Source organism: Mycobacterium sp. (genome assembly GCF_035314665.1).
Taxonomy (GTDB): Bacteria; Actinomycetota; Actinomycetes; order Mycobacteriales; family Mycobacteriaceae; genus Mycobacterium.
The window spans coordinates 21,197-28,829 of sequence record NZ_DATFZD010000450.1; the positions used below are offsets into that span (position 1 = coordinate 21,197).

Sequence of the window (7,633 nt, forward strand, 5' to 3'; positions counted from 1 at the left end):
GAAGATCGCCGCCGCGCTGGAGACCTGACCGAGGTGGTGAGTCAGCCGGCCCCAGCATCTTGGAGGAAAAAGGGCTGGGGAGCCCCTTGGAGGAAGGGCTGGGGCCGGTCACTTTTGGCGGGTACCGGGACGGGAGGCTGACCTTCCCGCGTTCCAGGGGAACACGGCAGCCGCCCGTCCCGGCCGCTGTCCTGCGCCGAGCGTGGAATCGTGACGAAACACGCTGTCGCGCAGGAAGTTTCGGGTGAGGCCGGGCGACGAGGGGCGAAATCGCCTGCATTTGGGTGGGGTGGCCGGCGACCAAGCAAGGAGGAAGTCGCCGACCAACCCCGGCAGCGGCCTCGGAACCGCTGCCATTCCCCCGCGCGCCCAGGGCACTTCCCCGCCAAGAGAAACCCTGGGCAGCGGGGAAGGCGCTACCGGCTTTCGTGGTCGACGAGTTGGCCGCGACTTGCACAGGCAAGGATCGCGACGAGCTGATCTGGCCGGCCCAGGACGGTGGCTATCTCGCGCCGCCGACGAACAAATCATGGTTGGCCGGTGCCGTGGAACGGTGCCAGAAGGCCGACAAGACGTTTCCGCGCGTGACGGCCCATGACTTGCGTCACACCGCGGCGTCGTTGGCGATAGCGTCGGGCGCGAATCCGAAGGTGGTTCAGCGGATGCTCGGGCACGCTTCCGCGGCGATGACGCTCGATGTCTATGCGGATCTTTTCGACTCCGACTTCACGGCAGTTGCCGACAAGTTATCTGAAACTGTGGGCAAAATGTGGGCACGGGGCCAAAATGACGCCGTCTAGCAAACTCAAAAATGGCTTCTACCTGCGAGGATGCTCCCACAGTTTGAGTGCCCTCGGTGAGATTCGAACTCACACTGGACGGGTTTTGAATCCGTTTCCTCTGCCAGTTGGGATACGAGGGCTCGTAACTACGGCCTCCCACCATAGAGGATGGCGATTGTGACACGGACCTCACAACCCCGCGGTCGATGATCGCGGCGGACCACGACACAATGTCGTCATGACCGGCTCCACGACCGACGTCGATACCCAAGCCTCGCACCGGGTGCTGATCGCCGAGGATGAGGCGCTCATCCGGCTCGACTTGGCCGAAATGCTCCGCGAAGAGGGCTACGAAATCGTCGGCGAGGCCGGCGACGGGCAGGAGGCGGTCGAGCTGGCCGAGCAGCTCCGCCCCGACCTGGTGATCATGGACGTGAAGATGCCGCGCCGTGACGGCATCGACGCTGCGTCCGAGATCGCTCGCAAACGCATCGCACCGATTGTCGTGCTGACCGCGTTCAGTCAGCGCGACCTAGTCGAACGGGCCCGGGATGCCGGTGCGATGGCTTACCTGGTCAAACCGTTCACCATCTCCGACCTGATCCCTGCGGTTGAGCTGGCGCTGAGCCGGTTCAGCGAGATCAGGGCGCTGGAGCGCGAAGTCGAGACGCTGTCTGACCGGCTGGAAACCCGCAAGCTCGTCGAACGGGCGAAAGGCTTGTTGCAGGCCAACCAGGGGATGACCGAGCCGCAGGCGTTCAAGTGGATCCAGCGCGCCGCGATGGACCGGCGGACCACGATGAAGCATGTAGCCGAAGTCGTGCTGGAGACCCTCGATACTGCCAACGACGCGGAATCGTCGGGGTAGAGCAGGCCTCAACAATCACTTGGCTACCGGCAGCCCCCTCAGTACCAGCAGCTCCCCATGGCATTGGGCCGCAAAGCGATGCGCATGCGATATCGGGCGTCGAAAGGCCCGATATCGCATGCGCTATCGAGTTGAGAAAGGCACCGAACCCTCGCCCACCGACTGAAGTGGCTGCTGAGATCGCTGGGGTCTGGTCCGCCGCTCACCGGGCCACGATCACCGAGGAGCCGTGCCCGAACAGGCCTTGATTCGCCGTGATTCCGGCCTTCGCGCCCTCGACCTGACGGCCGGTGGCCTGGCCGCGCAGCTGCCAGTTGAGCTCGCAGACCTGCGCGATCGCCTGTGCCGGAATCGCCTCGCCGAAACAGGCCAGCCCACCCGACGCGTTGACCGGAACCTTGCCGCCGATGGTCGTCGCGCCGCTGCGCAACAACGCCTCGGCGTCACCCTTCGGGCAGAGCCCCAGGTGCTCATACCAATCGAGCTCCAGCGCGGTCGACAGGTCGTAAACCTCGGCCAGGCTGAGGTCTTCGGGCCCGATTCCGGCCTCGGCGTAGGCGGCGTCGATGATCTGGTCCTTGAACACCCGGTCGGGCGCGGCGACCACCGCAGTGGAATCCGTTGCGATATCAGGTAATTCGGGCAAATGCTGGGGGTAGCGCGGGGTAACCGTGCTGACCGCGCGCACCGACGGGACACCGTTCAGTGAGCCGAGGTGTTCGCGGGCGAACTCGGCACTGGCCACGATCAGCGCCGCGGCGCCGTCCGACGTGGCGCAGATGTCCAACAGCCGCAGCGGGTCGGCCACCACCGGACTGGCCAGCACGTCTTCGACCGACGTTTCTTTACGGAACCGGGCGTTGGGGTTCTGCAGGCCGTGGCGCGCGTTCTTGACTTTCACCTGCGCGAAATCCTCGAGGGTGGCGCCGTGCAGATCCATCCGGCGCCGCGCCAGCAGCGCGAAGTAGACCGGGTTAGTGGCCCCGATCAGATGAAACCGCTGCCAGTCCGGGTCGTTCTTGCGCTCGCCACCGACCGGAGCGAAAAAGCCTTTCGGCGTGGTGTCGGCGCCGATCACCAGCGCAACGTCGCAGAAACCGGCCAGGATCTGTGCGCGGGCGCTTTGCAAGGCTTGCGAACCGCTGGCGCAGGCCGCGTAGCTGGAGCTGACCGGCACACCGTTCCAACCCAGCTTCTGTGCGAACGTCGCGCCCGCGACGAAGCCCGGGTAGCCGTTGCGGATGGTGTCCGCGCCGGCCACCAACTGAATCTGCCGCCAGTCCAGGCCGGCCTCCGCCAAGGCGCCCCGCGCGGCAACCACCCCGTACTCGGTGAAGTCGTTACCCCATTTGCCCCAGGGATGCATCCCCGCGCCGAGGATGTAGACAGGCTCACTCATGACGCGTTCCTCCAGGCGTAAACGATGCGTTCGACGCCGTCGTCGTCGACAAACAGCGGCATGATGGTCAGCTCCATTTCCTGGCCGATCTTCAGGTCGGCGGCCAGGGTGCCCTCCACCACTTTGCCCAGCACGATCAGACCCTCGTCGGCCAACTCCACTGCGGCGACGGCGAACGGCTCGAACGGATCCGGCGAAGGGTAGGGCGGCGGCGGTGCATACCGGTTTTCGGTGTAGCTCCACAGCTTCCCGCGCCGCGACAGCGGCACCTGGTCGAGCTGGTCACCGTCGCAGCCGGGGTTGGGGCAGTTGTTGGCCCGCGGCGGGAAGACGTAGGTGCCGCATTGCGGACATTTTGCGCCGATCAGATACGGCGCACCGGAGTCGTCGGCTGCGAACCAGCCGTCGATCGCCGGTTCTTGACGGGTAGCTGCTGGCATTCGGCCAGCGTACCGACAACGCCGACAAAACTGAAACGTGTTGCAGTTTCGCGCTTCGAGAACCGCCGATGACTTTGGCGGGCGCCGGCGGTCAGTACGTCGGAGGTGCCATGCCAAACGAAGGAGTGTCCCGTGGTGATCGTCGCGGGCTACATCATGGTTGAGCCACTACAGCGGGACAGCTACCTGTCGGAATGTAGGGACGTCGTGCAGCAGGCCCGACAGACACCAGGTTGCCTGGACTACGCGATCAGCGCCGACCTGCTCGATCCGAGTCGCATCGACGTCTTCGAACGGTGTGAATCGCGGGAGGCCGTCGACGCGTTCCGCGGTAGTGGGCCGAGCGATGAGGAACAAGGCGCAATCATCTCCGCCTCGGTTTCCGAGTACGACGTGGGCGGACAGCGGCACTTGACCTAGATGTCCGGAGCGGTGCCTAGAGTTAGGGCCGTGAGCCCAGCGAGGACCGCAACCAAAAAGACGGAAGCCGCCCAGGCCGCTGACGACAAGCCGACGTTGATGCTGCTGGACGGCAATTCGCTGGCCTTTCGGGCCTTCTACGCGCTGCCCGCCGAGAATTTCAAGACTCAGGGCGGGTTGACCACCAACGCGGTGTACGGGTTCACCGCCATGCTGATCAACCTGTTGCGCGACGAGTCACCCACGCATGTGGCCGCGGCGTTCGACGTGTCGCGGCAGACCTTTCGCTCCGAGCGCTACCCGGAGTACAAGGCCAACCGGTCGTCCACCCCGGATGAGTTCCACGGCCAGATCGATGTCACCAAGGAAGTCCTTGCGGCACTGGGCATTACGGTGCTGGCGGAGCCGGGCTTCGAAGCCGACGACTTGATCGCGACGCTGGCGACGCAGGCCGAAAGGGAGGGCTACCGGGTGCTGGTGGTCACCGGTGACCGCGATTCGCTGCAGCTGGTGAGCGACGACGTGACGGTGCTCTATCCGCGCAAGGGCGTTAGCGAGCTGACCCGCTTCACCCCGGCGGCGGTGGTCGAGAAGTACGGGCTGACCCCCGAGCAATACCCCGATTTCGCTGCGCTGCGCGGCGATCCGAGCGACAACTTGCCCGGCATTCCCGGTGTCGGCGAGAAGACGGCGTCGAAGTGGATCAGCGAATACGGCTCGCTGCAAGCGTTGGTCGACAACGCCGACTCGGTGCGCGGCAAGGTGGGCGACGCGCTGCGGGCACATCTGGCCAGCGTGGTGCTCAACCGGGAGCTCACCGACCTGGTCAAGGACGTACCGTTGGCGCAGACGCCGGACACGCTGCGGATGCAGCCCTGGGACCGCGACCAGATTCATCAACTGTTCGACCAGCTGGAATTCCGGGTGCTGCGCGACCGGCTGTTCGACACGCTGGCCGCCGTCGAACCCGAGGTCGACGAGGGATTCGACGTGCGCGGGGGACTGCTGGAACCCGGCACGGTCGGGCAGTGGCTGGCCGAGCACGTCGCCGACGGGCGCCGAGCAGGGTTGGCGGTGGTGGGAACGCATCTGCCCTACGACGGCGACGCGACCGCGCTGGCCATCGCCGCCGCCGACGGCGACGGTGGCTACATCGACACCACCACGTTGACGCCCGATGACGACTCCGCGCTGGCGGCATGGCTGGCCGATCCGGAGAAGCCCAAAGCACTGCACGAGGCCAAGTTGGCCATCCACGACCTCGCCGGACGCGGTTGGAAGCTGAACGGAGTGAGCTCCGACACCGCGCTGGCTGCCTACTTGGTTCGCCCGGGTCAGCGCAGTTTCACCCTGGACGATCTGTCGCTGCGCTACCTGCGTCGTGAACTACGAGCGGAAACATCTGAGCAACAGCAACTTTCACTGCTCGACGACACCGACGGTGTTGACGATCAAGCCGTGCAAACCGCGGTCCTGCGCGCCCGCGCGGTGGTGGACCTGGCTGACGCCCTGGACGCCGAATTGGCCCGGATCGACTCCACCTCGCTGCTGGCTGAGATGGAACTGCCGGTCCAACGGGTGTTGGCGGGCATGGAGGCTGCGGGCATCGCCGTCGACCTAGACCAATTGAGCGAACTGCAAAGCCAATTCGGCGACCAGATCCGTGATGCCGCCGAAGCCGCCTACGCAGTGATCGGCAAGCAGATCAACCTCGGTTCGCCAAAACAGTTGCAGGTAGTGCTGTTTGACGAACTGGAGATGCCGAAGACCAAGCGCACGAAGACCGGATACACCACTGACGCGGATGCACTGCAGTCGCTGTTCGACAAGACCGGGCACCCGTTTCTTCAGCATCTGCTCGCGCACCGCGACGTGACCCGGCTGAAGGTGACCGTCGACGGATTGCTGAACTCGGTTGCCGGCGATGGCCGTATCCATACCACGTTCAACCAGACCATCGCGGCCACCGGCAGGCTGTCCTCGACCGAGCCGAATCTGCAAAACATTCCGATCCGCACCGACGCCGGCCGCCAGATCCGCGACGCTTTTGTTGTCGGTAACGGAGTCGGCGTAGGTTACGCGGAGCTGATGACCGCCGACTACAGCCAGATTGAAATGCGGATCATGGCCCACCTTTCCGGCGATGAGGGCCTCATCGAGGCGTTCAACACCGGAGAGGACTTGCACTCATTCGTCGCATCCCGGGCGTTCGGGGTGCCGATCGAAGAGGTGACCGGTGAGTTGCGGCGGCGGGTCAAGGCGATGTCCTACGGGTTGGCTTACGGGTTGAGCGCTTATGGCCTGGCGGCGCAGCTGAAGATCTCCACCGAAGACGCCAAAGTCCAGATGGATCAGTACTTCGCTCGCTTCGGCGGGGTGCGCGACTACCTGATGGACGTCGTCGAACAGGCCCGCAAGGATGGCTACACCTCGACGGTGTTGGGCCGCCGCCGTTATCTGCCCGAGCTGGACAGCACCAATCGCCAGGTGCGTGAGGCCGCCGAGCGGGCGGCGCTCAACGCGCCGATCCAGGGCAGTGCGGCCGACATCATCAAGGTGGCCATGATCGAGGTCGACAAGGCGCTCAAATCGGCCGGGCTGGCGTCGCGAATGTTGCTGCAGGTCCACGACGAACTCTTGTTCGAAGTGGCCGACGGTGAGCGAGAGCGGCTCGAGGAGTTGGTGCGCGAGAAAATGGGCGGCGCATACCCGCTGGACGTGCCCCTGGAGGTCTCGGTGGGCTATGGCCGCAGCTGGGACACCGCCGCCCATTAAGCGCCGAGCGTGCAGCTACGGCGAAATATCGGCGAATTTTCCGCCGTTAGTGCACGCCCGACGCAATGGGACGCAGTTTGGCCAGCGTGTACGCGGTCGAGTAACCTCGACAGGTAGCCCGGTGACGATGTAGAGCGCGCAGCGCGATGCGGAGGAATCGGGTAATCGAATAAGCCCGCTTTATCCCTACGACCCCAACCTGTCCGGAGCAACCCAACAATATGCCGAGTCCCACCGTCACCTCGCCGCAAGTAGCCGTCAACGACATTGGCTCGAGCGAGGATTTTCTCGCCGCCATCGACAAAACAATCAAGTACTTCAACGATGGCGACATCGTCGAAGGGACCATCGTCAAGGTTGACCGGGACGAGGTCCTGCTCGACATCGGCTACAAGACCGAGGGGGTCATCCCCTCCCGCGAACTGTCCATCAAGCACGACGTCGACCCCAATGAGGTCGTTTCCGTGGGTGATGAAGTCGAAGCCCTGGTCCTCACCAAGGAGGACAAAGAAGGCCGGCTGATCCTCTCCAAGAAGCGCGCTCAGTACGAGCGCGCTTGGGGGACCATCGAGGAGCTCAAGGAAAAGGACGAGGCGGTCAAGGGCACCGTCATCGAGGTCGTCAAGGGTGGCTTGATCCTCGACATCGGGTTGCGCGGCTTCCTGCCCGCCTCGCTGGTCGAGATGCGACGCGTGCGCGATCTGCAGCCGTACATCGGCAAGGAGATCGAGGCCAAGATCATCGAGCTGGACAAGAACCGCAACAACGTAGTGCTGTCGCGACGGGCCTGGCTGGAGCAGACCCAGTCCGAGGTGCGCAGCGAGTTCCTCAATCAGCTGCAGAAGGGCACCATCCGCAAGGGTGTGGTCTCGTCCATCGTCAACTTCGGCGCGTTCGTCGATCTGGGCGGTGTGGACGGTCTGGTGCACGTCTCCGAGCTGTCCTGGAA

At 64.6% G+C, this 7,633-nt stretch carries 7 protein-coding genes and 1 tRNA gene; 5 read left to right on the plus strand and 3 right to left on the minus strand.

What is annotated here, in order from left to right; translation table 11 throughout:
* Positions 1-428: 428 nt before the first annotated feature.
* Entirely contained in the window at positions 429-800 is a 372-nt protein-coding gene (locus VKI00_RS32935; RefSeq protein ID WP_324447484.1) for a tyrosine-type recombinase/integrase, read from the plus strand.
* Between the two features lie 48 nt (positions 801-848).
* Here VKI00_RS32935 and VKI00_RS32940 read toward each other — a convergent pair.
* Positions 849-922 (minus strand) — tRNA-Leu (locus VKI00_RS32940).
* A gap of 98 nt (positions 923-1,020) precedes the next feature.
* Between VKI00_RS32940 and VKI00_RS32945 the strand changes: the two genes are divergently transcribed.
* On the plus strand, positions 1,021-1,650 hold the full coding sequence (locus tag VKI00_RS32945; protein WP_324447485.1) for an ANTAR domain-containing response regulator: 630 nt from the start codon (positions 1,021-1,023) through the stop codon (positions 1,648-1,650).
* 202 nt (positions 1,651-1,852) lie between these two features.
* Here VKI00_RS32945 and VKI00_RS32950 read toward each other — a convergent pair whose 3' ends face one another.
* Together VKI00_RS32950 and VKI00_RS32955 are read right to left on the minus strand one after the other, a co-directional pair.
* Entirely contained in the window at positions 1,853-3,049 is a 1,197-nt protein-coding gene (locus VKI00_RS32950) for a lipid-transfer protein (RefSeq protein WP_324447486.1), read from the minus strand.
* A complete protein-coding gene (locus VKI00_RS32955) occupies positions 3,046-3,489 on the minus strand; it encodes a Zn-ribbon domain-containing OB-fold protein (RefSeq protein ID WP_324447487.1) in 444 nt (147 codons plus the stop codon). Before VKI00_RS32955 ends, VKI00_RS32950 begins: the two co-directional genes overlap by 4 nt.
* A 132-nt stretch (positions 3,490-3,621) precedes the next feature.
* Between VKI00_RS32955 and VKI00_RS32960 the strand changes: the two genes are divergently transcribed.
* The 3 genes from VKI00_RS32960 to VKI00_RS32970 all read left to right on the plus strand — a co-directional run.
* Positions 3,622-3,909 (plus strand): putative quinol monooxygenase, encoded by a 288-nt coding sequence (locus VKI00_RS32960; RefSeq protein ID WP_324447488.1) that lies wholly within the window; start codon positions 3,622-3,624, stop codon positions 3,907-3,909.
* Positions 3,910-4,008: 99 nt separating this feature from the next.
* Complete coding sequence (gene polA / locus VKI00_RS32965; protein WP_324447494.1) at positions 4,009-6,684, plus strand: DNA polymerase I; 2,676 nt, start codon at positions 4,009-4,011, stop codon at positions 6,682-6,684.
* A 221-nt stretch (positions 6,685-6,905) separates the two neighbouring features.
* The coding region (locus VKI00_RS32970; protein WP_324447489.1) for a S1 RNA-binding domain-containing protein at positions 6,906-7,633 on the plus strand (728 nt) is incomplete at its 3' end.